The sequence below is a fragment of the Bordetella genomosp. 7 genome, assembly GCF_002261415.1.
In the GTDB taxonomy this organism is placed as follows: domain Bacteria; phylum Pseudomonadota; class Gammaproteobacteria; order Burkholderiales; family Burkholderiaceae_B; genus Bordetella_A.
Genome location: NZ_NEVI01000003.1, coordinates 39331 through 64076 on the forward strand (window position 1 = coordinate 39331; position 24746 = coordinate 64076).

Consider the following 24746-nt stretch of genomic DNA (forward strand, 5'->3'; position numbering starts at 1 on the left):
TTGCCGCGGCCCTGCCGCTCGGCAAGCCGGAGTATTTGCATTAAAGGAATGGAATGCGATTTGCAACTTATGAACAGAACGGCGAGCAGCACGTGGGAGTCGTGTCGGCCGATGGGAAAAGTATCGCCAAGCTGAACCTTCCGGCCGGCCAGGCTGCGCGGGGAGTGCTTGCCGTAGTGGATCTGGCCAGCCAGGGCGGCGTGGTGGACTCGCTCGTGGGGCAGAGCGTGCCGATCGGCGACGTGCGGCTCAAGGCCCCCGTTCCGCGGCCCCGGCGCAATATATTCTGCGTGGGCCGCAATTACCACGCGCACGCCCAGGAGCTGTCGAAGTCCGTGTTCAAGGACAACAATGCGGATGTGGCGGCTTGGCCCATTGTCTTTACCAAAGTGCCCGAGTGCGTAGTCGGGCCGACCGACGCGGTCATTTTGCCTGGCGATGTGTCGGGGCAGATAGACTACGAGGCCGAACTGGCCGTCGTGATCGGTACCGGAGGCAAAAATATCCGCGCCGAAGATGCCATGAAGCACGTGTTCGGCTACACCATTGTCAATGACGTGACTGCGCGCGATGTGCAGATGCGCCACCAGCAGTGGGACCTCGGCAAATCATTCGATACGTTCTGCCCGATGGGGCCGTGGGTCGTGACGGCCGATGAGCTCGACGGGGCCGATACACGCGTGCGTTGCTGGGTAAACGGAGTGCCGCGCCAGGACGGTCGTACGCGGGATTTCATCTTTGATATACCCGCGCTCATCGAGACCTGCTCACGCGGCGTCACCCTCTATCCCGGGGACATCATCGCCACAGGTACCCCTTCCGGAGTAGGCATGGGGCTCAACCCGCCGCAGTACCTCCAGGACGGCGATGTGGTGCGCATAGAGATCGATGGTATTGGCGCTATCGAGAATCGCTTTGTGCTGCCCTGAGCCATGCGGGGCCTCGGCAGCGCCGCTTACCCCGCCAGCTTGACGATGCCGTAGCCCCCGAACAGCAGCCATGCGTACAGGATCAGGCCCAGCGCCAGCACGCGCGGGCCGGCCTTGCGGATCTGGCTGAACCGGGTTTCGATGCCCAGCGCAGTCATGGCCATGGTGAGCGCAAAGACGTCCAGCCGGCGGGCCGCCGTGACCAGGTCGGGGGGCAGGATGGCCAGCGAATTGATAATGGCCAGTACCAGGAAACCTACCGCGAACCAGGGGATAGGCAGGCGCGCCCGGGACTGGCCCGGCTCGGCGCGGGCGGCGGCGCTGCGCAGCCACATTCCCAGGATCAGCAGCACGGGCACCAGCAGCGCCACGCGCGTCATCTTCACGATGGTGGCGACTTCGGTGGTGGCCGGGTCGATATTGCTGGCCGCGCCCACCACTTGTGCGACTTCATGCACCGTGCCGCCGATATAGATGCCCAATTCCTGCGTATCGAGCGGCAGCCAGCCGGCGTGGTAAAGCACCGGATACAGGAACATGGACAAGGTGCCGAACAGCACGACCGTGGCCACGGCCACGGCGCTTTTGTGCGGCGCGGCCCGCAAGGTGGGCTCGAAGGCCAGCACGGCGGCAGCGCCGCAGATGGCGCTGCCGGCGGCAGTCAGCATGGCGGTGTCGCGATCCAGGCCCAGCAGCCGCTGGCCGGCGATGGTGCCCAGCAGCAGCGTGCCCACGACGACCGCCACCGACACCGCCAGCCCCGGCAGGCCTACGGCCGCGATCTGCTGGATGCTGATGTTGAGCCCGTAGAACGCCACGGCAATGCGCAGCAGCCTGCGGGCCGTGAAGTTGACGCCGGCTGCCCAGTCGGCCGGCATGGTGCCGCGCAGAAAATTGCCGTACAGCATGCCGCATACGATGCCCACCACCAGCGGCGAGAAGCCCAGTTGGCGGATGACGGGCAGGTCGCTCAATTGCATGACGGCGACCGTCATCAGCGCGACAAAAAGCACGCCATTGAGCTTGTCGCGCCAGGGGGTGGCAAGCGGCAGGGTGGTAGAGGACGACATGCGGATTCGGAATTTCTAAATAACTTCACGCAATATTAAATCGGCCCCTATTATTTGAAAAATTATTTAATTGGATATTCAATATCGGAAAATCCGATATCTAGCCTGCCATGACGCCTGATCAGTTATTGACCTTTGCCTACGTGGCCGACACCGGCAACATCAGCCGGGCCGCCGCTCTGCTACATCTGTCTCAGCCGGCGGTTTCGGGTCAGCTGCGCTTGCTGCAGGACTGGTTCGGCGAGCCGCTATACCGGCGCAGCGGCCACGGCGTGGCCCTGACTGCGGCCGGCGAGCGATTGGCCGAGCAGGCGCGCCAGCTGCGCCAGGTCTACCTGCAGGCCCAGGCCGCGCGGGACGCCTGGCGCGGGCTGGACACCGGCAGCCTGCGCCTGGGGGCCAGCACGACGCCCGCCAGTTATCTGCTTCCGGGCCTGGTGGCGCAATTCAGGCGTCGCTATCCCGCTGTCAGCCTGCATTTGTCGGATGGCAATACCCGCCAGATCGTGGAGCGGCTGCCGGCGCTGGACCTGGCGTTTATTGAGGGCGAAGTGCCGGCCGGCCTGCCGGCGGACACGGCCGTGCACGGCTGGCGCCAAGACGAGGTGGTGGCCATTGTTCAGGCCGATCATCCCCTGGCCGCCAGGGGGGCGGCCAGCCTGAACGAATTGGCCGACCAGCCGCTGGTGATGCGCGAGCCGGGTTCCGGCGTCAGGCAACTGGTCGAGCGCGCCTTTGATGGCGCCGGCCTGGCGCCGGCCGTCGGCCTGGAGCTGGCCGGTGTTGAAGGGGTGAAGCAGGCAGTGCGCGCGGGCCTGGGCATTGCCTTTGTGTCGCTGATGTCCATGCGGCACGAGGACGGCACCCTGGCCGTGGTGCGCGTGCTGCCCCGGCCCTTGACGCGCACGCTCAGCATCCTGGTGCCGCATGCCAACGCATGCGCGCGCGCGACGGAAAGGTTTCTGCAGGCCTGCCTGGCGCTGCCCGACGATTCCGAAGCCTGATTACGCGCCGGGTGCGGGGCGCGCCAGCCACTGCCGCGCGAGTTCTACCCAGTACGTGCCGCCCAGCGGCAGCAGGTCGTCGTTGAAGTCGTAGCTGCCGTTGTGCAGCATGCAAGGGCCCATGCCATGGCCTGCTTCGCGGTGCGTGCCGTCGCCATTGCCGATCCAGACATAGCAGCCGGGGATTTCCTGCAGCATGTAGGCGAAATCTTCTGCGCCCATGGTGGGCTGCACGTGGTCATTGACGTTGTCGGCGCCGACGATGCCGCGCATGACATCGATGCAGAACTCGGTCTCGCGCGCATGATTGATGGTGGGCGGGTAATTGCGGCGGAAATCGAATTCGACGTCGCAATCGAGCGCCGCGCAGGTATGGCGGGCGATTTCTTCCATGCGCCGTTCGATCAGGTCGAGCGTTTCGTGCGTGAAGGTGCGCACGGTGCCGCGCATGACGGCCTGGTTGGGCACGACGTTGTCGGCGCTGCCGGTGTGTATCTGCGTGATGCTGAGCACCGCCGCATCGAGCGGGTTGCGGTTGCGCGTGATGATGGTCTGCAGCGATTGCGCCAGTTGCACGGCTGTCATGACCGGGTCGACGCCCAGGTGCGGCATGCCGGCGTGCGTGCCCTTGCCCTGGATGGTGATGATGAATTCGTTGCTCGACGCCATGATGGGGCCGGCGGTGACGCCGAAGTAGCCCACAGGCAGGCCCGGCCAATTGTGCATGCCGAACACGGCTTCCATGGGAAAACGCGTGAACAGGCCGTCTTCGATCATGCGCCGGGCCCCCCCGCCGCCTTCTTCGGCGGGCTGGAAGATGGCGTACACGGTGCCGGCAAAGTCGCGATGCTGCGCCAGGTAACGCGCCGCGGCCAGCAGCATGGCCGTGTGGCCGTCGTGGCCGCAGGCGTGCATCTTGCCCGCGTGCTGGCTGGCGTGCTCGAAAGAATTGGCTTCTTGCATGGGCAGCGCGTCCATGTCGGCGCGCAGCCCGACCGCGCGCGTGCCGGGCGTGTTGCCGCGGATAATGCCCACGACTCCCGTGCCGCCCAGGCCGCGGTCGACCTCGATGCCCCATTCTTGCAGGCGTGCGGCGACGAGGTCGGCCGTGCGGAATTCTTCGAATGCCAGTTCGGGGTGGGCATGGATGTCGCGCCGGATCTCGGCGATATCACGGTGCCAGGCGACGATGGGGTCCAGGAGTTTCATCGGGGTCTCGTTGATATGGAGCCAGAGGCAACGAAGGTATTATCAAGCAAAATGACTTAAAACAACGCTCGGAGGCAAGATATGACACGTCCCTGGCTCGCGCAATACCCCGAAGGCGTCCCGGCCGAGATCACCATCGACGGCTACAAGTCTCTTACTCAGCTGCTCGACCGGTCGTGCAGAAAGTACGCGAAGCGGGTGGCCTGCACGGCCATGGGCAGCGACTTGTCGTATGCCGACCTCGACCGCCAGGCGCTGGCCTTTGCCGCCTGGCTGCAGGGTCTGGGGTTGCAGAAGGGCGCGCGTGTGGCGCTGATGATGCCCAATGTGCCGGCCTATCTGGTGTGCCTGCTGGGGACGCTGCGGGCGGGCCACGTGGTGGTCAACGTCAACCCGTTGTACAAGTCCGACGAATTGCAGCGCCTGCTGCACGACAGCGAGGCCGAGGTCATCGTGATACTCGAGAACTTCGCCCGCACGCTGCAAGACGTGCCCGACCGGGCGCAACTGCGCCACGTCGTGATCACCGGCCCCGGCGACCTGCTGGGCGGATTGAAGGCGCCGCTGGTCAACCTGGCGGCGCGCTATGTGAAACGAATGATCCCCGAGTGGCGCATCGATGGCGCGTTGCGGCTGACCAGCGTGCTGGCGCGGGCCGATTCGGCGTCCTTCAAGCGGCCCGCGCTCTCGCACGACGATGTGGCGGTGCTGCAGTACACCGGCGGCACCACGGGGGTGCCCAAGGGCGCCATGCTGACGCACGGCAACTTGCTGGCCAACGTGTTGCAACTGCAGGAAGTCGCGCGGCCCGCTTTGCGCGACCTGGAACATACCCAGCTCACGATCATCAGCGCCCTGCCGCTGTACCACGTGTTTGCCATGACGGTCTGCGGCCTGTTCGGCATATATGCCGGCATGCGCAACCTGCTCATCATCAACCCGCGCGACCAGCCCGCGCTGATCGCGGCGTGGCGCAAGGCGGGCGTGAACATCTTTCCGGGCGTCAACACCTTGTTCAACGCGCTTGCGCACAACGAGGAGTTCGCGCGGCTCGATTTCTCGGGCCTGCGCCTGACGCTGGGCGGCGGCATGGCGGTGCAGCGCCAGGTGGCCGAACGCTGGCTGGAAATCACCGGGCGGCCCCTGATAGAAGGCTATGGGTTATCTGAAACGTCGCCGGTGGCGACGGTCAACCCCACCAATTCCACCGAGTATTCCGGGTCTATCGGCCTGCCTCTGCCGTCTACCGATGTGGCGATTCTTGACGACGATGGCCGGCCCGTGCCCCTGGGCGAGCGCGGCGAAGTGTGCATACGCGGTCCGCAGGTCATGCTGGGCTACTGGAAAAAACCCGAGGAAACGCGCAACAGCATGACCGAGGACGGTTTTTTCCGCACGGGCGACATCGGCATCATGGACGAAAAAGGCTATACCCGCATCGTCGACCGCAAGAAGGACATGATCGCAGTGTCGGGCTTCAAGGTGTACCCGAACGAGGTCGAGGCCGTGATCGCTTCGCACCCCGGCGTACTCGAATGCGCGGTGGTGGGCGTGCCCGATCCGCGCACAGGCGAGGCGGTCAAGGCGTATGTCGTGAAGAAAGACCCCGCGCTTACCGAGGCGCAGGTCATAGACTGGTGCCGCGAGAAACTTACCAACTACAAGCGCCCGCACGCGGTGGAGTTTCGCGGCGAATTGCCCAAGAGCAATGTGGGCAAGATACTGCGGCGTGAATTGCGGCCGGGCGGCGAATCGGGCGCCGCCTAGCCGCGCCTAGGACGCCTGCAGGTGCGGGGCGACCATGTTGTGCAGCGCTTGGACGATGGCCGGGTTGCCGGCCACCACGCGCCCGCCGACGGGCCAGGGGTCCTGGCGGTGCATGTCGTGGCAGACGCCGCCGGCTTCGCGCAGGATCAGGGTGCCAGCCGCCACATCCCAGGGCGCCAGGCCCATTTCCCAGTAGCCGTCGTAACGGCCGCAGGCGGTCCAGGCCAGGTCGAGCGCGGCCGCCCCCATGCGCCGCACGCCGCGCGCGGTGCAGATGGCGTCTTGCAGCATGGGCATGTACTGGCTTGCAAATGAAAAGTCGCGGAACGGGAACCCGGTGGCCAGCACCGCGTCGTTGAGCGATTGCGTCCGCGAGCAGGCGATACGGCGCCCGTTGAGCCACGCCCCGATGCCATGCACGGCGGTGAACAGCTCTTCGCGGCTGGGGTCATACACGACGCCGATGACGGGGGTGTCGACCTCGAGGGGGCCGCCGCCGGACACGCGTGTACCGCCGTGCGCCACCAGCGCGATGGAAACCGCGTAGTGCGGGATGCCATGCAGGAAGTTGGTCGTGCCGTCCAGCGGATCGATGTACCAGGTGGCGCTGCCCTGGGCCTTGCCACCCGTTTCTTCGGCCACGATGCCGAACTGGGGCGTGCGGGCCCGCAGGGATTCGATAATGGCGGCTTCGGCTTCGCGGTCGGCCTGCGAGACCAGATCGTTGCGGGCCTTGTGATCGATCACAAGGTCGGCACGATGGTGCGCGTACGATTGCAGGACGGCGGCGCCGGTGTGGGCCGCCGAAACGGCCGTGTCGATGGCGGATGCCAGGTCCAGGGGCGCCGCCTGGGTCGGGGGAGAATCGGTCGTCGGCATAAATCCAGTGTAAGCCTTTGTGGCAACGAGCTTATCGCACTGCGCCAAATACAGTCGCGCGGCGTGGCTTTCAGCCAACGTAACACGCTTGTCGCTTTGGTTATTCTGGCGGGCATTCAGGTATTTGCATACTGCCGTCGAGATTCATGTCTTCCTACGTTCCCCTGACACCTCCCGCCGCCAGCCTCGGCCCCGACGGGCGCCTGCGCAGCGCCGCCTATGGCGATGTCTATCACAACATTTCGAGCGCGCTCGGGCAGGCCGAACACGTTTTCCTGAGGGGTAACGGCCTGCCGCAGCGCTGGCGCGGCAGGCCGGCCTTTACCGTATGCGAAACCGGTTTCGGGCTGGGGCTGAACTTCCTGGCGCTGTGGCAGGCTTGGCGGCAGGATGGGGCCAGGCCGCGGCGGCTGCATATGCTGTCGATAGAGGCGCACCCCTTCAGCCGCGCCGAATTGCACGAATGGCTGGGGCAGGTCGCGCCCGACACATTGCAGGATCTGGCCGGGCAGCTGGCAGATCAATGGCCGGCCTGCCTGCCGGGGCTGCATCGCCTGGAATTCGAAGGCGGGGCGGTGACACTGACGCTGGCTTTCGGCAGGGCGGCCGACATCGCGCCGCTGTTGCGCGCACGTGTCGATGCGTATTTTCTGGATGGCTTCGCCCCGGACCGCAACCCGGATCTGTGGCAACCCGAATTGCTCAGGGACCTGTCGCGCCTGGCCGCGCCCGACGCCACGGTGGCTACATGGGCCAGTGCGGGCATGGTGCGCCGGGGTTTGGCGCAGGCCGGCTTCCAGGTTGGCAAGCAGCCCGGCTACGGGGGCAAATGGTCGATGACCGTGGGCGTGCGGGCGGATCCGACAGGGCCGATTGCGGGCCACGAGCCGTGGCTGCAGGCGCGAGCCGCCGATGACGCCGGCGCCGGCGAAGTGGTGGTGGTGGGCGGCGGGCTGGCCGGCGCCGGCATCGCCCAGGCGCTGGCGCTGCGGGGGCGGCCTGTCTGCGTCATCGATGCGTCGGGGCCGGCGGCGGCCCATCAGGGCCATGCCGCAGCCGCACTCACGCCGGTCATTGCGCGCGACGACAACCCCCGCGCACGGCTGTCGCGGGCCGGCAGCCTGCGGGCGCTGGCGCGATGGGCCGGCCTGCCACCCGCCGCCGCGCCCCGGCGCTGCGGCACGGTACAGCTCGAACGCGATGCGGGGCGCACCGCGGCCCTGGCCGAAACCTTGCGATTGTTGCAGTTCCCGGCGGATTGGGTGCGGGCCGTCACGCGCGACGAAGCGGCGGCCCTGGCAGGGGTGCCGGTGTCGCGCGGCGGCCTGTTCTTTGCCGATGGCCTGCTGGTGCGGCCCGCCGCGCTGGTGGCGGCGCTGCTCGATATGCCCGGGGTGCGCATGGTGACCGGACAGGCCGCGGCGCTGCGCCAATGCGGTTCCGCATGGCAGGTGCTGGACGCGGGGGGGCGGCTGCTTGGGCAGGGCGCCACGGTGGTACTGGCCAACGCGTTCGGCGCGCAGGCGCTGCTGCGCGCTTCCGGATTGCTGGAGCCGCTGCCGCGCATGGCGCAGATGCATGCGCTGGCGGGCGAAGTCACCTTGCTGCCTGCGCATGCCCTTGACGGCGGGCCACGCTGCATCGTCGGGGGTGAAGGGTACTTGCTGCCGGCCCTGGACGGGTGGTGCGTGGCTGGCAGTACATACGAGCACGGCGCCGCCGCGGCCGTCGTCAGCGACGCCGGCCAGCAGGCCGTGCTGCACAAGGCGGCGCGGCTGCTGGACCAATGGCCGGCCGACCGGCCGCAGCTGACCCCCGGCCAGTTGCCAGGGTGGGCGGGGTGGCGCGCGGTGCTGCCGGGCCGGCTGCCCGCCATCGGGCCCCTTGCACACGCGCCCGGCGTCTGGCTGGCGGCCGGATACGCGTCTCGCGGGCTGACATGGTCGGCCCTGGCCGGTGACCTGATTGCCGCCGGGCTGCACGACGAACCCTTGCCGCTGGCCGCTGACCTGCTGGCGGCCGTCGCGCCCCGCTAGCGCAGAAGCGGCCGTGATGGCAGATGATGCACGTAAAACCCCGCCATATACAGCCCCGGACGACTTCCGGCAAGGTAGCGAGTGAGTAATTGCTGCGCTGCGAAGGGTCTCCGTTCGCGGCCCGCTGGGCTTCGCAACAAGGTGCGAAAACAGGGACCGAGTTTATTTCGAGGGCCAAATCCGTCAAAATAGCGTCTTTTAATTGGTTTTGGCTTAAGCCGGGGGATACCTGTGCCGCCCAAATTCGACTATGCCCACACTACCCAACTCGAATCCATCGAGTTGCTGTCGTCGCGCTCCAGCCGCATCGACTTCGATGCCGGCGACGGGCTGCGCCTGGTAGTCGAGGCGCATGCGCCTGGGGTGTTCCGCCTGCGTTTCGGCCAGGCGAACCTGCTCACCGACGAGAAACCCGGCGCGCGCGCGCGGGCCGTGGCCGAGATGCTGCTGGCGCGCCAAGAGGCCGTGGGCGAATGCACCATCGCCCCGCGCGATGACGGCAATGGCTGGCGTATCGCCCAGGGCGACGTCGTGCTCGAAGTCCAGCCCGATCCCGTCCGCATCACGCTGCACCGGGGCGATGCAAGGCTGCTGGCCTCCGATGTCTCGGCCCACCAGCCCGCCTTCGGGTTCAATGCGCTCGACGAGGCCGAGCATGCGGTTTGGAACGCGGCCTTCACGCTCGAGCCGGGCGAACGCGTCTACGGCCTGGGCGAGACCTCGGGCGACCTGAACCGTCGCGATGAATCCGTCGTTTCCGACGATCCCGAGCACCGCGCCCTGCCGCTGGCCTGGAGCCCGCGCGGCTGGGGGGTGTATGTCAACACCATGCAACGCGTGCACCATGACGTGGGCGTGGCGCCGGCCGACAGCGCCTATGCCGTGTCGGTCGAAGACGCGGTCCTCGACGTGTTCCTGTTCGCCGGCGAACCATGCGAAGTGCTGAATCAGTACACCGCCCTGACCGGCCGGGCCGGGCAGCCGGTGCTGTGGGCGATGGGCGCTTGGCTGCAACAGGCCGACGGCGAGATGGCCACGCAAACCGCGGCCCTGGTGGCGCAGATGCGCGAGCAGCAGTTGCCCCTGGATGCCGTCAAGTTGGCGGGCCCCGCAGCGTGGGGCTTTCAGGCCGACAAACCCGTATTCGAATGGGACGCGCAGCGCTTTCCCGATGCGCGCCAGATGCTGGCCTTGTTCCACAAGCATCATGTGCATGTCGCGGCCATCGGCTTTCCGGGCGTCATCAAGTCCACGCTTTTGTTCGAAGAGCTCGAAGACCGCGGCTGGCTGCTGACGCGCGAAGACGGCAGCGCCCAGGTCTTTGACGGCAATGCGGCCAGCGGCGGCCGGCCGTATGGCTTGCTCGACCTGACCTATCGCGACGTCTACAACCTGTGGATCGAGCGGCATCGCCAACTGCTCGACGACGGGCTGGATGCGCCCGCCTGTGATGCGCAGATTGCCATTCCCGATGGCGTCAGCGCCCGTAACGGAGAAACCGGCGCCTTATTGCGCACCATGTATCCGCTGCTGGCGCGCCGCGCGCTGTTCGACGCCGTGGCAGGCCACAAAGTGCCGCCCGAGGGCGTCGTGCCCAGCACCGACCTTTTCCCGGCCGCGCAGCGCCTGCCCTGGCAGGTGGGCCCGCAGGTCACCAACGACTGGGACGGGCTGCAACATACGTTGCGCACGGCCTTGTCCACAGGCGCCAGCGGCGTGCCCGTGCAAGTGCATTCCATCGGCTCGGCTTCGGCGCCGCTGGACGGCATGACGCCCGAGCTCTACCTGCGCTGGCTCACCATGGGCGTGTTTTCCGCCAACTTCTGCTTCCAGGGGGTTGCGCCATTGATGCCGTGGGCGTTTGGCGATGACGTGCTGGAACAGGCGCGCATGTGGCTGCAGTGGCGCTACCGCCTTATCCCGTACGTGCTGGGCGCCATTGAAGATTCCGTGCGTACCGGACTGCCCGTGCAGCGGTCCATGGCGCTGAGCTTCCCGAACGACCCCGACGCCCACGACTGGGACCTGCAGTACTTGCTGGGCCCGGCGCTGCTGGTGGCGCCGGTCACCCAGCCCGGCAGCAGCGTGCGTGTTTATTTGCCCAAGGGCGAAGCCTGGTGGGACCTGAACACCGGCCACCGCTACGAGGGCGGCACCACCTGGACACTGGAATGCGGCACCGACAAGTTCCCGGTGTTCGGTCGCGAAGGCCACATGCTGTGCCTGGGTCCGGTTGCGCAGCACGCCGGCGAATTCAATTCGGCCCGCATTCTCGACGAAGTCTGGATGTTCGGCATGCCCATGCACAACCCGGTGGTCATGCGCAACAAGATCCGCGTGATGCAGATGCAGGGCTCCAGCTATATCAAGGGCCTGGAAGGGCTGCGTATCCTTCCGTCCGAAGGCCTGGAAGTCAAACGCCGCGGCGCCGAAGTGCGGATTTCCCGCGCCAGGTAGCACGGCCCGCAACACAGCGCCGGCCGCCGAAGGCGCCGGCGCTGTGTTGCGGCGTGTGCTATGGTTCGCCGCGCGGCGCGGGGGCTATCCGTTCCCGGCGCGCCATCGGCCGGCTTTAAATAACTAAAAGTTATTAAAAAGAGAATAATCAGTCGTTCTCTTTGGATGGCCGGTCCTCCAAAATCGCACCGTCATGATTCACATAGAAAATCTCTCAAAGAGCTACGCCACGCCGCATGGCCGCTTTGAGGCGCTACGAAACATCAGCCTGCACATCGAGCAGGGCGAGGTGTTCGGCATTATCGGCCCCAGCGGGGCCGGCAAAAGCACCCTGGTGCAATGCATCAATCTGCTGGAACGCCCCGATCACGGCGAGATCGTGATCGGCGGCACGCCCCTGACCGGCCTGGACGAGGCGCGCCTGCGCAGCCAGCGCCGCCGCATCGGCATGGTGTTCCAGGGTTTCAACCTGCTGGCGCGCCGCACGGTATATGGCAACGTGGCGCTGCCGCTCGAAATCGCCGGCGTGCCGCGCAGCGAGATTCCCGCCCGGGTCGAGCGCCTGCTGGCGCTGGTGGGCCTGGAGCATCTGCGCGACCGCTATCCCGGCCAGATCAGCGGCGGCCAGAAGCAGCGCGTGGGCATTGCCCGTGCGCTGGCCAACGACCCCGACGTGCTGCTCAGCGACGAGGCCACGTCGGCGCTGGACCCCGAAACAACGCACAACATCCTGGCCCTGCTGCGCGACATCAACCGCCAGACGGGTATTACCGTGGTGATGATCACGCACCAGATGGAAGTGGTGCGCGAGATCTGCGACCGCGTGGCGGTGCTGTCGCATGGCGAGGTCGTCGAAATGGGGCGCACGCAGGATATTTTCGCGAGTCCGCGGCACGAGGTCACGCGCGCGATGGTGTCTGCCGCCACGGCGTCCGACCTTACCGACGCCACCCTGGCCGCGACCCGCGAGCGCATTGCCGCGCTGCGGGCCGCGCATCCGGACCGGGCGGTGCGGTTGCTGCGCCTGCGGCTGGCCGGTGGCGCCTCGGCCGGCACGCTGCTGTCCGACCTGACGCGCGAGCACGCGCTCGACGTCAGCCTGGTGCAGGCGCGAGTCGAAGACATACAAGGCGTTGCCGTCGGCACGCTGTTCCTGTTGGTGCAGGGCTCCGCCCAGGCACTGGGCCAGGCGCTGGCCGCACTGGCCGCCCAGGACATATCAGTAGAAGAAATTGCTTATGAGCCCGCAACTGATCGATCTGCTCGTCAACTCGCTGCTTGAAACCCTGTTGCTGGTGGGCGTTCCCAGCCTGATCGCCGTGCTGGTGGGCATTCCCATGGGCGTGGTGCTGGTCGTGACTGCGCGTGGCGCGATGCTGCAGCACCTGCTGGTCAACCGCGTGCTGGGCGCCATCGTCAACATTACCCGGTCGGTGCCGTTCATCATCCTGATGGTGGCCATCATTCCGTTTACGCGCCTGGTTGCACAGACGTCGATCGGCACCACGGCGGCCATCGTGCCCCTGTCGGTGGCCGCCATTCCGTTCATGGCGCGCATTGCCGAGAACGCCATGCGCGAGGTCGATTCCGGCCTGCTGACCGCGGCGCGCGCCATGGGCGCGAGCCCGCTGCAGATCATCATGAAGGTGCTGCTGCCCGAAGCCCTGCCGGGCCTGGTGGCCGCGACCATCGTCACCATTATCAGCCTGATCGGGTATTCGGCCATGGCGGGCGCCATCGGCGGAGGCGGCCTGGGCGACCTGGGCATCCGCTACGGCTACCAGCGGTTTCTTCCCGAAGTGATGCTGGCGGTGGTGGTGGTGCTGGTCGTGCTGGTGCAGGTGATCCAGGGCCTGGGCGACTGGCTGGTGCGCCGCATGTCGCATCGTTGATACCGTTTTTTTCACTGGAACCCAAGCAACATGAGCATCAAATTCATCAAGTCGCTGGCCGCGCTGACCTTGGGCGCCGCCGTCGTTGCGCAACCCGTCCTGGCGCAGGACAAGCCCCTGAAAGTGGGCGTGACGGCCGGGCCGCACGCGCAGATTTTCGACGTGGTCAAGCAGGAAGCCGCCAAGCAGGGCATCGAAGTCGAGATCATCGAGTTCAGCGACTACGTGCAGCCGAACGCGGCCTTGTCGGCAGGCGATCTGGACATGAACAGCTACCAGCACCAGCCCTACCTGGATGCCGCCAATGCCGACCGCGGCTACAAGCTCGTCAGCATTGCCAAGACGGTGATTTTTCCCATTGGCATCTACAGCAAGAAGGTCAAGAGCCTGGATGAGCTGAAGCAGGGCGCGCAGATCGGCATTCCCAATGACCCCACCAACGGCGGCCGCGCCTTGCTGCTGCTGCAACAGCAAGGCCTCATCAAGCTGAATCCGGATGCCGGGTTGAAAGCCACGCCGATCGATGTGGCCGAGAACCCGCGCAAGCTGCGCTTTGTCGAGCTCGACGCCGCCCAGTTGCCGCGCTCGCTGGACGATACCGATGCGTCCGCGGTGAACACCAACTTCGCGCTCGAAGCCGGCCTGGACCCCAATACCGACGCCATCGCGCGTGAATCCTCGGAATCGCCCTATGCCAATGTGCTGGCGATCCGCGAGCAAGACCAGGGCCGTGCCGATCTGCGCAAGCTGGTGGAAATCTATCAAAGCCCCCCGGTGAAGGCATTCATCGCCGAGAAGTTCAAGGGCGCGGTGGTAGCCGCCTGGTAAGGCCTTTTTGACAGCCCAGCTGAAGTACGTCATAATTTCGCGCTTCGGTCGGGTCGTTAGCTCAGTTGGTAGAGCAGCGGACTTTTAATCCGTTGGTCGCGCGTTCGAGTCGCGCACGACCCACCACGAATTCGCAGCATGCACATGATCAGCGCCACCCTTTTGGGTGGCGCTTTTCTTTTGGCGTCGCCCCATGAAAACGCACGCTTGCCGAGGCCGAAACGGCGCCGCGGTAAGTTCCTTACTATCTCGTGCGTTCTTGAAAGCTTGCGCAACACTGCGCAGAATTGCGTCCGCACCAGCCTGATCACCTGGTGCTCATGTTCGCCCCCCTCGCATCCCGATAACCAGGCAAGGCGCCAGATGGCTGGTTGTTTGCGTCTCGCGGGCGTTCTACTCAAACTCAACGACGCGATTTATTCATGAACATTGATACGCAAGCGCAACCTGATCTCCAAGCCATCGATGCGGCCTTTGCGGGGCCATTGCAGGACTCTTACGACTTTATCGTGTGCGGCGCCGGTTCGGCCGGATGTGTGGTGGCCGCGCGCCTGGCAGAAGACGGCGATGCGCGGGTGCTGTTGCTCGAGGCCGGCGGGCACGATGCGCACGAGCGGATTGCCGACCCGGCGCGCTGGCCCACCAATCTGGGGTCCACCCACGACTGGGCGTTCGTGGGCGAACCCACCGCAGCGCTCAATGGCAGGCGCCTGCCATTGAGCATGGGCAAGGGCCTGGGCGGCGGCTCCAGCATCAATGTGATGGTGTGGGCGCGTGGCCACCAGTCTGACTGGGACTTCTATGCGGCCGAGTCCGGTGATGCAGGCTGGGGCTATCAATCCATACTGTCGTACTACCGCAGGATAGAGGACTGGCAAGGCGCGCCGGACAGCGTGCGCCGGGGCATCGGCGGGCCGGCTTATGTGGCGCCCGCTGCCTCGCCGCAGACGTTGGCGCACGCCACGGTCGAAGCCGCTGGCGCGATGGGCATTCCCCGCTACGACAGCCCGAATGGCGAAATGATGGAACGCCCCGGCGGGGCCGCCTTTGCCGACCTGCGCATCCGCGACGGCAAGCGCGAGTCGGTCTATCGGTCGTACGTGCACCCGATGTTGCAACGGCCCAATCTGACGGTGGTCACCGACGCGCTCGTGGAGCGGCTGGTGCTGGACGGCAAGAAGGTGGTCGGCGTGGCGCTGGCGGTGCGGGGCCAGCGGCGCACCGTCCACGCGCGGCGCGAAGTGGTGCTGTCCATGGGAGCAGTCAATACTCCGAAGGTGCTGATGCAGTCCGGCATCGGCCCCGCCGATCTGCTCAGGCAGCACGGCATTGCGGTGCACGCACATTTGCCGGGCGTGGGCGAGAACCACCAGGACCACATTGCATTCGGATGCACATGGGAATACAAGACGCCGCAGCCGGTGGGCGCCGGCGGGTGCGAAAGCACGGTGTACTGGAAGAGCGACGCCCGCATGAGCGAACCGGACGTATTGCTGTGCCAGCTGGAGTTCGCGGTGCCGTCGCCGCCCGAAACCGGTGTTGTGGCGCCCGAGCATGGCTGGACCATGTTTGCGGGGCTGGGGCGGCCCAAGAGCCGCGGCACGGTTCGCATTTCAGGGCCCAACCCCGGCGACCCCGTGCTGATCGATCCGAACGCGCTGAGCGACCCCCGGGATCTGGACGCCGCGGTGGCCACGTTGGAGCTGACGCGCGAGATCGGCAACCACCCTGCGCTCAGCGGACTGGTCAAGCGGGAAGTGGCCCCGCGCTACCGCCACCGGGCAGACATGGTCCAGTTCCTGAAAAACGCCGCGATCACCTACTGGCATCAGGCGGGTACCGCCAAAATGGGCAGGGACGAGATGTCGGTTGTCGATGCGCAGCTGCGGGTGTATGGCATCGAGAACCTGCGCGTGGCCGACGCCTCGATCATGCCTCGCATCACGGCGGGCAACACCATGGCGCCTTGCGTAGTCATTGGCGAGCGGGCCGCGGACTTCATCAAAGCGGCGCACGGCATGCGCGCGACCCCCGCCCCGATCGCGTGACGGCCGGGCATTTTATTTCTTGAAATCGTTGGAGATCCAGGCGTGGCGTCGTTTTTTCTGGTGTTGCTTATTGCGGTGGCGGCCTGCTGCCTGATCTTGCGCTGGCGGCGCGCCGGCCTGGCGATCTGCGCCGTGCTGGCGTTGTATGGCGTGGCGGTGGGCTGCGGGCCCGCCGCCCGCGCGCTGGCCGACGGCCTGCAATCGGACTTCGAACAGAAGCCGGACGTGCACTGGGGCGCGCGCAACGTCATTGTGGTGTTGGGCGCGGGCTTGCAACAGGTGGCTGACCGCGCCGAGCCGGGCCCGTTTGCTTATGCAAGGATTGCAGAGGCCGCACGCCTGTACGCGGCCTGCCGGCAGGCCAGCGGCGAATGCAAGGTGCTGCTAAGCGGGGGCGACCCCGCCGGGCTCGGCGTGTCCGAGGCGGAAATCTACGGGCAACTGCTTGTCCGCTTGGGCGTGGACAGCGCGCAACTGGTGCTGGAGCCCCGCAGCCGGAACACGTGGCAGAACGCGCAGTTTTCCAGCCCGATGTTGAACGCCGATGCAGGCGACCGCATCGTGCTGGTCACATCAAGCATGCACATGCGGCGCAGCCTGCTTTATTTCGGCCATTTCGGCGTGTCTGCCACGCCCGCGCGTGCCGACTACTTCGGTGTCCTGTCGTCGGCCATGCCGGTGGCCTACAACTTTGCCGTTGCAGACCTGGCGCTGCACGAATACCTGGGTATTGCCCGCTATCACGTCTATAACCTGATGGGCTGGAATCCGCCCAGGGTGTCCTGAGCGCGCCGCCCATGCCGGGCGGATAGCGCCCGCAGGGCTTGTCGACCATTGCCTGTACAGTTTTCCCGGAGCCAGTTCATGCGAATATCAACGCGACACGACGTCGTCACATCGCACGGCCGCATTGCCACAGAAGTCCAAGGCAGCGGCTTTCCCATTGTGTTCATACACGGCAACTCCGCGTGCCGGCGCGTGTTTCAGAACCAGTTTTCTTCCGGGCTGCTGGACGGCTACAAACTGGTGGCGCCAGACCTGCCCGGGCATGGCGAGTCAGAAAACGCCCACGACCCAGGGCGCAGTTATATCCTGCCGGGCCTGGCCGGCATGATGCTGGAACTGCTGGACCAGCTGAATATCAAACGCGCCGTTGTCGTTGGCGCGTCGCTGGGCGGGCATGTCGCCATCGAGATGCTGGCCCGTTCGGCCGTGCCTGGCGGGCTTTTCCTGATGGGCTCGCCGCCGGTAGGCCTGGATATCGCGCAGGGGTTCAACGGCAAGCCACTGAACGGGCTGGCCTCGAAAGGCGAGTTGACGCCGCAAGAGGCGGCGTACTTTGCCTCGGCGGTTTTTGGCCCGTGCGTCGAACCCTTCATGCGCCAGGCGATCGAACGCACCGATGCCGTCTTCAGGCCTACGTTGTTTGGCGAAGCCGGGCGCGCCGCAGGCGTGAACCAGCGCGAAACGGTGGCGGCAGCGGCCGTGCCCACCGCCATCGTCAATGGCGCCGACGACCGCATCATCAACCTGGATTATGTCGACAGCGTGCCTTACGCGCGTTTGTGGCGAGGCGAATGCCTGCGCATTGCCGACGCGTCCCATTCAGCGTTCTGGGAAACGCCGGACGTGATCAACCGGCTGTTGCGGGAGTTCACCCAGGACGTGATTGAGGGGCGGGCGTAGCGGCAACGGAATCATGCGCCGGCGGGCGTTGTTCGAACCACAGCAACATGGCGTCAAAGGCCGGGCACAGCGCCTTGCCCCATTCCGACAGTTGATATTCGACCTTGGGCGGGACTTCGGGGTACAGCGTGCGCACGACGATGCCGCAGCTTTCCAGCTGGCGCAGCTGCTGCGACAGCATCTTCTGCGATATGCCCGGGATCGATCGTTCGAGTTCGGAATAGCGCAGCACCTTTTCCGAGAACAGGTGGAACAGGATGATCAGCTTCCAGCGCCCTTCGAGCAGGCGGATAACGGTCTCGACATCGGCTGCAGCCGACTCGGGGGTGTATTGCTTTCTCATGGGCTGGTGTCGTTAAGTGCGATAATAGTTATCGCGATATAAAAATCTTACGCTGTAGGGGTTCTCCGTGTCAAGAAAAATCTCGGGTCCGCCTTTGAAGCGCCCCGGGTGTCGAGCCGCAGGGGCCCGGAATCCGGGGCATCGCCCTGCGGCCCGGATGTGGCGACACCCGGGCCGCAGGCGCCCGCCTACTTGAGGGCCCGAAGCAGTGTGACGAGATCGTCGGTAGGCATGACGTCGGCGTACTTGCTGGCCATGTCGAACAGGTTGACGGCGTGCGATACCTGCGAGCGGTCGTAGACCGCGTCCTGAGGCACCACCACCTTGTAGTTCAACGCGCATCCGTCGACCACCGTGGCCCGCACGCACCCGCTGGTCGTGCAGCCGGTGACTACCAGGGTATCGATGCTCCGGCCAACCAAGTAGCTGGCCAATCCTGTGCCATGGAAGGCGCTGGCCTGGAACTTGGGAATCTGGATATCGCCGGCCTTCGGACTGACTTCTTTCACGAAATCGTAATCAGAAGGTGCCACAGACATCACCTTCGGCACTTTGGATTCGAACTGGCCGCGGTCATGGGATTGTTTAGGCGCGACATAAGGATAAATGACCGGCGCACCCATTTCGTGGAATACATCGAGCAAGCGCGCAATGTGCGGCACGGCTTGCCAGCCATGCTCGCCGCAGCTGGTAGGCATTGATTCGATGGCTTGTTCGATAGGCATGGGCGCATAACCCATCGACCGGTACTGCACATCGATAACCAGCAGTGCGGCGCGCTTGCCGATGCCCGCCGGGGCGCCCCAGCCCGCCTTCTGGTAAATATCGATCTCGTTTTCGGGGATGATCCCGTGCCACGGGCGTCGCTTGACCTGTACCTGCGTCATTGCCTTAGATCTCCACCGTGGTTGCATCGTACTGGAGCAGCCAGTCGTAGCGTTCGCGCACTGCTTCGGTGGACCACTGCCGGTCGATGTAGGGCCAGGCGGTGCCGGGCTGCTCCAATGCGGGGCTGTGGAATATCTTCAGCATCTTCAACGATTCGGCCTTGGTACGGTTGGCGCGTGCGATCCGCGCGTGGTCATAGCGTTGCAGCGCCCCCGGAATATCGCCGCCGCCTGCCTCCAGACAGCGCGCGAGCACGTAGGCGTCTTCCATGGTCATGTTGACGCCCATGCCCAGGTAGGGCGTCATCGAATGGCAGGCGTCGCCCAGAAGGGTCACGTGGCCTTTGGACCAGGCGTCCAGCGGGTCGCGGACGAACAACCCCCACCGGAACAGGTTTTCCGAACTGATGAAAAGGTCGAGAATGTCCTGGTGCCAGCCTTCGAAGTCTTTGAGCGCGTCGGCCAGGTCGCCTTTTTCGGACCACGATTCGGTGTGCCAGGTTGAACTGTCGACCTGCGCAGAAAAGCTGACAAACAGCTCGCCATTGCGCTGCACAGGGTAGGTGGTGACATGCGCCGTAGGGCCTACCCATGTCGAGGCAAGCGGCTCGCGGTGCTGTGGCTTGAGCTTGTTCATCGGGGCAAGGCCTCGCCAGGCCAACGCGTCGGTATAGCGGGCAGGGGCGGGCCCGAAAAGCGATTGGCGCACGCGGGAGTGTGCGCCGTCGCAACCGACTACGACGTTGCCTTCCACATACTCGCCATTTTCGAGCAGGAGGCGGGCGCGGCCGTCGACGGTTTCGGCGCCGATGGTGCGCACCCCGAAATGAACCGCGTCGGGTTTGAGGCGGACCACGGCTTCGTACAGCACGCGTTGCAGTTCTGCGCGCAACACCTGCACCAGCGTGTGGTCTGCCTTGGGCGAAGCGTTGGATGGCAGAACCGACTTGGATTCGCCGGTTTTCCAGTAGCGGATCAGTCGATCCTGCGGAGGCAGGTTGATTTTCTGCAACTGCTCGGCAAGGCCCAGCGCGTTCATGACCTTGGACCCGTTGGCCGAAATCCATAGGCCGGCGCCGACTTCGCGAAGTTCGGCCGACTGTTCGTAGACGTCGACGTCGTAACCTTTCTGAAGCAGGGCGAGCGCAAGCGTCAAGCCGCCCATTCCCGCACCCGCGATGAGCACGTGGGGGCGACCTTGTTTATTCGTGGAGTCAGACATTTGTCCCTCTATTGATACTTTGACGGGTTATGGACGAGGTCCATGATGGCTTCGAGAATCTTCACGTATCCGGTACAGCGGCAGATGTTGCCGCGCAGATAGTGGCGCACGGTTTCTTCCGACGGGTTGTCATATCGCGCAAGCATCGACTTGACGGCCAGGATCATTCCGGGGGTGCAGAACCCGCATTGCAGCGCGCCATGGGCGATGAACGCACGCTGCACGGGGTCGAGCTGCCTGCCTTGCGCCAACCCTTCGATCGTGGTGATTTCGCGCTCGTGCGCGTCCGCGCACAAGGTGGTGCAGCTCGAGGCGGGATTGCCGTCGAGCAGGACGGTACAAGCGCCGCAGACCTGCACGTCGCAGGATCGTTTGGTGCCCTTCAGGTGAAGGCGGTCGCGCAATACGTCTATCAGCATTTCGCGCGGCTCGACTTCGACGCTCGCGTGCGCGCCATTGAGCTTGAAGTCTACGCGCATCAATGGAATTTCTTGGTCGATGTGGCTCATGATATGCATGCCCTGATAGCGCGCCCGGCAAGCACCGAGACGAGATGGCGTTTGTAGTCGGCGCCGCCGTGCAGATCGTCGTGGGCTTCGATACTGGCGGCGTCGGCGGCGACAGCGTCTTTGAGCCGGCCCCACGTCTGTTCGGCATCCAGGCCATGGGGAATTTCCGAGGCGGCTTGTTCCGCGCGTGCCAGCCGCACGGGCCGCGAGGATATCGCGCCGGCCCACAGGCTCAGCCGTTGCGGATTGTCGGTAGACCAGACCGCTGCGACGCCGACCGCCGGCCGCTCGGTATGGCCGAAGGCGCGATAGGCCGACCGTGTCCCCCGAGATTGCGGCGCGATATTGATCGACACCAGAATCTCGTCTTCGTCGCGGGCAGTGGTGAACTCGCCCAGATGGAAATCCCTGGAGGGCACTTCGCGCACACCTTTGGGGCCGGCGAGCACGACCCAGGCGTCCAGGGCCGACAACATGGTGGGGGCGTCGGCGTGCGGTTCGCCAAAGCACAGCACGCCGCCCAGCGTACCGGCCACTCGTACGCGGATGTTCGCCACGTTCTCGCTCAGTTCGGCATATCCAGGCAGGCACTCGCGCACAATGGGATGGTTGGCGATGGTGTCATGCGTGGCCAGTGCGCCGATGACGATGGTGTGGTCGGCGTCCAGGCGCACGCCTTTGAGTTCATCGACCTGCTTCAGGTCGATGACGTGCTCGTAGCGCAGGACATGGGCTTTCAACGCCACCAGCAATTCGGTGCCGCCCGCGTGGAAGGCTGCCTCGTCACCGTGCCGCGCCTTGAGGGCAAGCGCCTCGTCAAGGTTTTTGGGCCGGTGAAGAAAAAATCTCTTCGGCCGCATCACGCACCCCGCTTGCCCAGGCTGGCTGCAACGCCAAGCAGCGGCGCAGCCAGCCACCACCAGTGCGATTCGCCCAAGGCGACCGCCCCGTGTGCCACGCCGATGGCAACGGCAACATTGATGCCCAGCCGGGGCCACAGAAACACCAGTTCAGTAACCGTTGCCCTGGGCTCACGTGCGGCCGGCACAGGCGCGGCCGGCGAGGCGGCTGCTTGGGCGGGCTGGGCGGCGGCGCTTGGCGTCGCGTCCGCAGCCGCGCGTGGCTCGACCGCTGTAGGCGCGACGCGGCCCGTCGGTGTAGTTGCGGATGCGACCTGCTGTGCCGGAGACCTATCCTGGCCGACGCCGGACAGTTCGTCGCGCAGGCGCTGCTCGAATTCAGCGAACAACTGTTCCGAACGCTTGCGGACTATGGGATACCCCAACGATGCCAGCCGGCCGGCGACCTGCATCGTGGCGGTGACATCGAGCTTGCACATGGTGCGGTCGCCGTCGCGCTGTTCTTCCAGGTTGACCACCATGCCCACATCTATGGTGGTGCCGGTGGCTTTGTCGCAGCCTGCGGCCTTCAGCGACACCTGCCGCTGCGGATCGTAGGAGTCGATATGGATGGCGGTGGGAACTTCGAGCTTGAAGGGCCCGATTTTTTGGCGCATTACCGCCGAGAACTCTTTGAGGTTTTCGACTTCAACGACGTTGTCACAGCCGGGGATGAGCGCGGCCACGCGCTTTACGTCGAAGAAGATGGCCCACAACTGTGCAGCGGTAGCCGGCAGCAAGGCGTCGATTCTGAAGTCCATGGCGTCAATAGTTAGTCTTTGGTTGGTTTCTTGTCACGCAGGGCGCGCCAGACGCGCTCGGGCGTGAGCGGAAGTTCTTTCACCCGGATGCCCCACCCTTGGAACAGCGCATTGGCGATGGCCGGCGCGGCAGGCAAGATCGCGCCTTCGCCGCCCCCGCGGGCGCCGAACGGGCCGGGGCCGTCTCCGCTTTCGATCAGCGCGGTGCCGACGTGATGCGGGGCGTCTTCTGTCGTGGGCACCTTGTAGTCAAACAGGGTGCCGTTGACGACCTGGCCGTCTTCGTAGATGTATTCTTCGGACAGGGTGTGGCCCAGCGCCATGACCATGGCGCCTTCGTCCTGGCCTTCCGCCGCCTTGGGGTTGATCACCCGGCCCAGGTCCGCGGCGCCGCCGACACGCAGTACCCGGATGGCCCCTGTGTCTTCGTCGAGGGCGATCTCGAACGCTCCGGCGCCGGTTTCCCAGAACAGCGGCTGGATCTTGAACGCGCCATTCTTGGTATTGGGATTGACGCGGCCGACGCCCAGGAACTCACCGGCCGCCATGCCGTTGAAACGGCGCAGCAGTTCGATCAGTTCTATGGAACCCGCCGGGCCCTGTACGGCGTTATCGACGAGTTGGTAGTCTTGCGCAGACCCGCCCAGAATGTCCGCGGCGGTGTCGCAAACCTGGCGCACGATGTCTTCGCAGGCCAGTTGCACGGCCAGCCCGATGATGACGGTAGAGCGGCTGGCGCCAGTGCCCCAGTCGTAGGGGGCCTGCAAGGTATCGGGCTCGGCCACCGTGATTTTGTTCAGGGGCTGGTTCAGCACCTTGTTGGCGACGATGCGTAACACGCCGCGGCTTCCCTGGCCGATTTCTACCGTATTGGCCGATACGCTGACCGAGCCGTCGGCTCGCAGCCGGACAATGGCGCCGCCTATAGGCATGATGCCAGGGTCGGTGGCGCCCACCGCCACGCCTACCGCGCGGGGGCCTTCGTGGCGAGGTTCGGGCAGGCTGCCCAGGGTATCCAGGGCTGCGCGCAATGAGCGCCGCATGTCGACGTCGATCGGCCTGAGGTCGTGCTTGATGGTCTGGCCCTTGTCGGCCAGGTTGAGCATGCGGAATTCCACGGGATCGATGCCCAGCTCGTGCGCGATGATGTCCATCTGGGATTCAGTCGCCCACACGGCCTGCGGGCCGCCAATTGACCGGAAGGCGGCGCCCGGCACTGTATTGGTATAGACGCCGACTGCCTCGAGCTTGAGGTTGGGTATGTGGTACGGACCGATGGCACGGATTGCGGCCTTGACGGCGATGGCCGGCCCCGTGTCGGCATATGCGCCCCCGTTGAGCACGGCGCGTACGGACTTGGCGACGATCTTGCCGTGCGGGTCCACCGCTGTCTTCAGGGTGAGTTCGGCGTCCAGGCGTCTGCAGGTCAGCATCGATTCGGCGATCGACAGGCAGATACGCACCGGCGCGCGGGCCTTCCAGGAGAGCGCCGCTACCAAAGGGTCGATCTTTACGGATGCTTTTCCGCCAAAGCCGCCGCCTACGTAAGGAGAATGCACGCGGACGCACGCCAACGGAACACCCAGGATCTCGGAGCAGACGCGCTGGATCGCGGTGGGCGTCTGGCCGCCGCTCCAGATCTCGAGCGATTTCGGGGTCCAGTGCGCAACGCAGACGTGGGGCTCCATTGCGTAGTGAAAGACCATCGGGAACGTGAACGTGTCTTCAAAGACCCTGACATCGCTCTGGAAAATGCTGTCAGGGTCGCCGCTTTCATAGCTCCATTGCTGAAACTGGTTGGTGCCTGCCACCGGATTGCAATGTCCGCGGAAGTAATAGTCCTTGAGGACGTCCATGTCTTCGTGGACCAGGGCGGCGCCTTCGCTGAGCGCGTCTTGGGCCGTGGTGGAATAGGGCAGCGGATCATATGTGACGTGGATGGCATCGACCGCCGCTTCGGCGGTGGCCTCGTCGATCGCGGCCACCGCGGCCACGGGGTCGCCCACGTACCGGACTTTATCCACTGCAATGACAGGCCTGTCACGCAACGAGAGGCCCCAGCGGATTTCCGTGCCAGGCAGATCTTTCAGATCGTCGCCCGTCAGGACGGCGGCCACGCCAGGCATGGCAAGCGCCGCGCTGACGTCGATCTGGACGATGCGCGCGTGCGGCACCGTACTGCGCAGAATTTTTCCGTGCAGCATATTCGGCACCGTGACGTCGCTTGCGTAGACCGCGGCGCCGGTTACCTTTTCAAGGTAGTCGGCGCGCGGCTCCGCGCCAAGTGAAAGGGGGGGCGTCGAATGCATGATCGGGCCTG

21 protein-coding genes and 1 tRNA gene are annotated in these 24746 nt (G+C 65.4%); 12 read left to right on the plus strand and 10 right to left on the minus strand.

Going from position 1 to position 24746, the window contains the following annotated elements:
- Positions 1 to 53 precede the first annotated feature (53 nt).
- Positions 54 to 929, plus strand: a complete 876-nt coding sequence (locus CAL18_RS02115) for a fumarylacetoacetate hydrolase family protein (RefSeq protein ID WP_094817244.1) — start codon at positions 54 to 56, stop codon at positions 927 to 929.
- Positions 930 to 955: 26 nt separating this feature from the next.
- Here the strand turns inward: CAL18_RS02115 and CAL18_RS02120 are convergent, their stop codons facing one another.
- A complete protein-coding gene (locus CAL18_RS02120) occupies positions 956 to 1999 on the minus strand; it encodes a YeiH family protein (RefSeq protein ID WP_026641055.1) in 1044 nt (347 codons plus the stop codon).
- 110 nt (positions 2000 to 2109) lie between these two features.
- Between CAL18_RS02120 and CAL18_RS02125 the strand changes: the two genes are divergently transcribed.
- Positions 2110 to 3003, plus strand: coding sequence for a LysR family transcriptional regulator (locus CAL18_RS02125; RefSeq protein WP_026641054.1), 894 nt, complete (start codon positions 2110 to 2112; stop codon positions 3001 to 3003).
- Here the strand turns inward: CAL18_RS02125 and CAL18_RS02130 are convergent, their stop codons facing one another.
- Positions 3004 to 4212, minus strand: a complete 1209-nt coding sequence (locus tag CAL18_RS02130) for a M20 aminoacylase family protein (RefSeq protein ID WP_094817245.1) — start codon at positions 4210 to 4212, stop codon at positions 3004 to 3006. It lies immediately after the preceding gene.
- Between the two features lie 81 nt (positions 4213 to 4293).
- On the opposite strand from CAL18_RS02130, the gene CAL18_RS02135 reads away from it, so the two are divergent.
- Positions 4294 to 5979 (plus strand): AMP-binding protein, encoded by a 1686-nt coding sequence (locus CAL18_RS02135; protein ID WP_094817246.1) that lies wholly within the window; start codon positions 4294 to 4296, stop codon positions 5977 to 5979.
- Between the two features lie 6 nt (positions 5980 to 5985).
- Here the strand turns inward: CAL18_RS02135 and CAL18_RS02140 are convergent, their stop codons facing one another.
- Positions 5986 to 6858, minus strand: coding sequence for an inositol monophosphatase family protein (locus CAL18_RS02140; protein WP_094795940.1), 873 nt, complete (start codon positions 6856 to 6858; stop codon positions 5986 to 5988).
- Positions 6859 to 7004: 146 nt separating this feature from the next.
- On the opposite strand from CAL18_RS02140, the gene mnmC reads away from it, so the two are divergent.
- The 9 genes from mnmC to CAL18_RS02185 all read left to right on the plus strand — a co-directional run bounded on the left by mnmC (position 7005) and on the right by CAL18_RS02185 (position 17805).
- Positions 7005 to 8894 carry an FAD-dependent 5-carboxymethylaminomethyl-2-thiouridine(34) oxidoreductase MnmC gene (gene mnmC / locus CAL18_RS02145; protein WP_094817247.1) on the plus strand — a complete coding sequence of 630 codons (1890 nt, stop codon included), beginning with the start codon at positions 7005 to 7007 and terminating at the stop codon, positions 8892 to 8894.
- A 231-nt stretch (positions 8895 to 9125) separates the two neighbouring features.
- The gene (locus tag CAL18_RS02150) at positions 9126 to 11351 is read left to right on the plus strand and encodes a glycoside hydrolase family 31 protein (protein ID WP_094817248.1); all 2226 of its coding nucleotides are present in this window, start codon (positions 9126 to 9128) and stop codon (positions 11349 to 11351) included.
- A 193-nt stretch (positions 11352 to 11544) separates the two neighbouring features.
- A complete protein-coding gene (locus CAL18_RS02155; RefSeq protein WP_026641048.1) occupies positions 11545 to 12633 on the plus strand; it encodes a methionine ABC transporter ATP-binding protein in 1089 nt (362 codons plus the stop codon).
- Complete coding sequence (locus CAL18_RS02160) at positions 12590 to 13243, plus strand: methionine ABC transporter permease (RefSeq protein ID WP_026641047.1); 654 nt, start codon at positions 12590 to 12592, stop codon at positions 13241 to 13243. The genes CAL18_RS02155 and CAL18_RS02160 overlap by 44 nt, the downstream gene beginning before the upstream one ends.
- Before the next feature lie 30 nt (positions 13244 to 13273).
- Positions 13274 to 14071: a MetQ/NlpA family ABC transporter substrate-binding protein gene (locus tag CAL18_RS02165; protein WP_026641046.1), complete on the plus strand. Its 798-nt coding sequence runs from the start codon at positions 13274 to 13276 to the stop codon at positions 14069 to 14071.
- 50 nt (positions 14072 to 14121) lie between these two features.
- Positions 14122 to 14197: transfer RNA gene (locus tag CAL18_RS02170), tRNA-Lys, on the plus strand.
- Between the two features lie 296 nt (positions 14198 to 14493).
- Positions 14494 to 16119 carry a GMC family oxidoreductase gene (locus CAL18_RS02175; protein WP_026641045.1) on the plus strand — a complete coding sequence of 542 codons (1626 nt, stop codon included), beginning with the start codon at positions 14494 to 14496 and terminating at the stop codon, positions 16117 to 16119.
- Between the two features lie 42 nt (positions 16120 to 16161).
- A complete protein-coding gene (locus CAL18_RS02180; protein ID WP_026641044.1) occupies positions 16162 to 16905 on the plus strand; it encodes a YdcF family protein in 744 nt (247 codons plus the stop codon).
- Between the two features lie 78 nt (positions 16906 to 16983).
- Complete coding sequence (locus tag CAL18_RS02185) at positions 16984 to 17805, plus strand: alpha/beta fold hydrolase (RefSeq protein ID WP_094817249.1); 822 nt, start codon at positions 16984 to 16986, stop codon at positions 17803 to 17805.
- Here the strand turns inward: CAL18_RS02185 and CAL18_RS02190 are convergent.
- From CAL18_RS02190 to CAL18_RS02220, 7 genes are all read right to left on the minus strand, one after another.
- Entirely contained in the window at positions 17774 to 18148 is a 375-nt protein-coding gene (locus tag CAL18_RS02190) for a winged helix-turn-helix transcriptional regulator (protein WP_026641042.1), read from the minus strand. The two genes, CAL18_RS02185 and CAL18_RS02190, sit on opposite strands and share 32 nt — an antisense overlap.
- 188 nt (positions 18149 to 18336) lie before the next feature.
- Positions 18337 to 19035, minus strand: a complete 699-nt coding sequence (locus CAL18_RS02195) for an isochorismatase family protein (protein WP_038852595.1) — start codon at positions 19033 to 19035, stop codon at positions 18337 to 18339.
- A gap of 4 nt (positions 19036 to 19039) precedes the next feature.
- A complete protein-coding gene (locus CAL18_RS02200) occupies positions 19040 to 20257 on the minus strand; it encodes an FAD-dependent oxidoreductase (RefSeq protein WP_026641040.1) in 1218 nt (405 codons plus the stop codon).
- 8 nt (positions 20258 to 20265) lie between these two features.
- A complete protein-coding gene (locus tag CAL18_RS02205) occupies positions 20266 to 20766 on the minus strand; it encodes a (2Fe-2S)-binding protein (RefSeq protein ID WP_081745763.1) in 501 nt (166 codons plus the stop codon).
- On the minus strand, positions 20763 to 21626 hold the full coding sequence (locus tag CAL18_RS02210; RefSeq protein WP_026641039.1) for an FAD binding domain-containing protein: 864 nt from the start codon (positions 21624 to 21626) through the stop codon (positions 20763 to 20765). The genes CAL18_RS02205 and CAL18_RS02210 overlap by 4 nt, the downstream gene beginning before the upstream one ends.
- The gene (locus CAL18_RS02215; RefSeq protein ID WP_094795946.1) at positions 21626 to 22426 is read right to left on the minus strand and encodes a CoxG family protein; all 801 of its coding nucleotides are present in this window, start codon (positions 22424 to 22426) and stop codon (positions 21626 to 21628) included. Before CAL18_RS02215 ends, CAL18_RS02210 begins: the two co-directional genes overlap by 1 nt.
- Positions 22427 to 22437: 11 nt before the next feature.
- The gene (locus tag CAL18_RS02220) at positions 22438 to 24735 is read right to left on the minus strand and encodes a xanthine dehydrogenase family protein molybdopterin-binding subunit (protein ID WP_094817250.1); all 2298 of its coding nucleotides are present in this window, start codon (positions 24733 to 24735) and stop codon (positions 22438 to 22440) included.
- Between the last annotated feature and the right edge of the window lie 11 nt (positions 24736 to 24746).